Raw genomic sequence first — 2,623 nt, 5'->3', positions numbered from 1 at the left:
CCCTCACCGAGGGCGCAGAGGACTCGGGCATCGCCCGTCGTGGCGTGCTCAAGGGTGCCGTCGTGACGGCCCTCGCGCTGTTCCCCCTCGCGATCGCTGTTCCCCTCGTGGCAGAGGTGGGTGGAGACTGGAACGTCAGCAAGTTCCGTCACACCCTCTGGAAGCCCAAGATGCGCCTCGCGCTCGACCCGTCGGGCCGCCCGATCAAGGCCGAGGACGTCACGATCGGCAGCGCCTTCCACGTGATCCCGGACGTGTCCGAGGAGGTGCGCAACTCCCACGAGTGGATCTCGGAGAAGGCCAAGGCGATCGTCCTGATGGTCCGCCTCGACCCGCGTGACCTCAAGGAGGCCCCGGACCGCAAGGACTGGTCGTACGACGGCATCGTCGCGTACTCCAAGGTCTGCACCCACGTCGGCTGCCCCGTCGCGCTCTACGAGCAGCAGACGCACCACCTGCTGTGCCCGTGCCACCAGTCGACCTTCGACGTCGCCGACGGCGCCAAGGTCGTCTTCGGCCCGGCCAAGAGGCCGCTCCCGCAGCTGCCGATCACCGTTGACGACGAGGGCTACCTGGTTGCGCAGAGCGACTTCCACGAGCCCGTCGGACCGAGCTACTGGGAGCGCCTGAAGTGAGCACCAGCACCGCGGGACCCGCTGAAGCGACCGCAGACTACCTGGACCAGCGCACCGGCATCGCCGGAGCCGTGAAGGAGTTCGCCCGGAAGGTCTTCCCCGACCACTGGTCGTTCCTCCTGGGTGAGATCGCCCTCTACTCGTTCGTCGTCCTGATCATCTCGGGATTCTTCCTGACGATGTTCTTCGTGCCGAGCATGGGCCTGGTCACGTACCACGGTGAGCCCGCGTCGATGAACGGCGTGCTCATGTCCGAGGCCTTCGCCTCGACGCTGCACACCTCGTTCGAGGTGCGTGGCGGCCTGCTCATGCGTCAGATCCACCACTGGTCCGCGCTGCTCTTCATGGCCGCGATCGTGACCCACATGATGCGCGTGTTCTTCACCGGCGCGTTCCGCAAGCCCCGTGAGCTCAACTGGATGGTCGGGTTCCTCCTGATGATCATGGGCCTGCTCGCGGGCTTCACGGGCTACTCGCTGCCGGACGACGTCCTGTCCGGCAACGGCCTGCGCATCACCGACGGCGTCGTCAAGTCGATCCCGGTCATCGGGTCGTACCTGTCGTACTTCATCTTCGGTGGCGAGTTCCCTGGCGAGCACATCATCCCGAGGCTCTTCACGCTCCACATCCTCGTGGTCCCGGGCCTCATCCTGGCGCTCGTCGCCCTCCACCTGTTCTTCGTGGTGCTGCACAAGCACACCCAGTACCCGGGTGGCGGCCGCACCAACGGCAACGTCGTGGGCTTCCCGCTCTTCCCCGTGTACGTCGCCAAGGCCGGTGGCTTCTTCTTCGTGGTGTTCGGCGTCATCGCCGCCATGGGCGCCACGATGGCGATCAACAACGTGTGGAACTACGGACCGTACGACCCCTCCCCCGTGTCGGCGGGCGCCCAGCCCGACTGGTACATGCTCTTCCTCGAGGGTTCGCTACGACTCATGCCCGGGCAGACCGAGTACGTGATCGCGGGCTACACGCTCTCGCTCAACATCCTCATCCCGGCGGTCGTGATCCCGGGCCTGCTGTTCACGTTCCTCGCGGTCTACCCGTTCCTCGAGGCCGCGGTGACCAAGGACAAGCGCGAGCACCACGTGCTCGACCGCCCGCGCAACGTCCCGGTCCGCACCGGGCTCGGTGTCGCGTTCCTGACGGCGTTCATCATCCTGGCCCTGGCCGGTTCGAACGACCTCATCGCGACGCACTTCCACCTGTCGATCAACGCGATCACGTGGGTGTTCCGAGTACTCCTCTTCGTCGGTCCGGTGATCGCCTTCTGGATCACCAAGCGCATCTGCCTCGGGCTCCAGCGCAAGGACCGCGAGCTCGTCCTGCACGGCCACGAGACCGGCCGCATCGTGCGCTTCGCGCACGGTGAGTACATCGAGGTCCACCGTCCGCTCGACGAGCAGGAGCGCTGGCTCCGTGTGAACTACACGGCGCACGCCCCGCTCGAGATCGACCCGGCGACCGACTCGCGCGGCGTCCGCCGCAAGGGCTACAAGAAGGACCGTCGACTCCAGCGTCTGTCGCAGTTCTTCTACGAGGACCGGGTCGAGCCCGTGACCCCGTCGGAGCTCGCGGCGTCGCACTCGCACGGTGAGCACGACGCCCTGGGCGCCGCGGACACGACGCAGGCCGTCGAGTCCGGGTCGGCCGTGGGTGGCGGCAGCCACATCGTCAGCCCCGACGACACCGGGGCCGGCAGCACCAAGCACTGACCCGCTCCCCTGCGGAGCACCAGAAGACCCGTGAGACTGCTCGGCCTCGGCCGGAACAATCTCACGGGTCTTCTGCGTTCCACCGGTGTCGCGTTCGATCACATTTGCCGTTCTCGAGCGCGTTCGTCAAAGATGTCGCTCTACTCCGGCGCGGCACACGATCCAGGAGGCATTCCGGCATGGCTGTCTACACCCTTCCCGAGCTGTCGTACGACTACGGCGCACTCGAGCCCCACATCTCCGGCCGCATCATGGAGCTCCACCACTCCAAGC

Annotated in this window: 2 protein-coding genes and 1 pseudogene; all 3 read left to right on the top strand. The window is 66.6% G+C overall.

The window, feature by feature from the left end; genetic code table 11:
* Positions 1–635, top strand: a 635-nt coding sequence (locus ACFWFR_RS19025; RefSeq protein ID WP_377624149.1) for a Rieske 2Fe-2S domain-containing protein, incomplete at its 5' end; no start/stop codon positions are given.
* Positions 632–2,350 (top strand): cytochrome bc complex cytochrome b subunit, encoded by a 1,719-nt coding sequence (locus ACFWFR_RS19020; RefSeq protein ID WP_377616346.1) that lies wholly within the window; start codon positions 632–634, stop codon positions 2,348–2,350. The genes ACFWFR_RS19025 and ACFWFR_RS19020, both read left to right, overlap by 4 nt.
* A gap of 179 nt (positions 2,351–2,529) precedes the next feature.
* Positions 2,530–2,623: pseudogene (locus tag ACFWFR_RS19015) on the top strand (superoxide dismutase); the annotation flags it as partial.

This window comes from Oerskovia sp. NPDC060287 (genome assembly GCF_042726775.1).
Taxonomy (GTDB): Bacteria; Actinomycetota; Actinomycetes; order Actinomycetales; family Cellulomonadaceae; genus Oerskovia; species Oerskovia merdavium.
The sequence above is the reverse complement of the archived record's forward strand: the minus strand, read 5'-3'. Positions and strand labels throughout refer to the sequence as shown.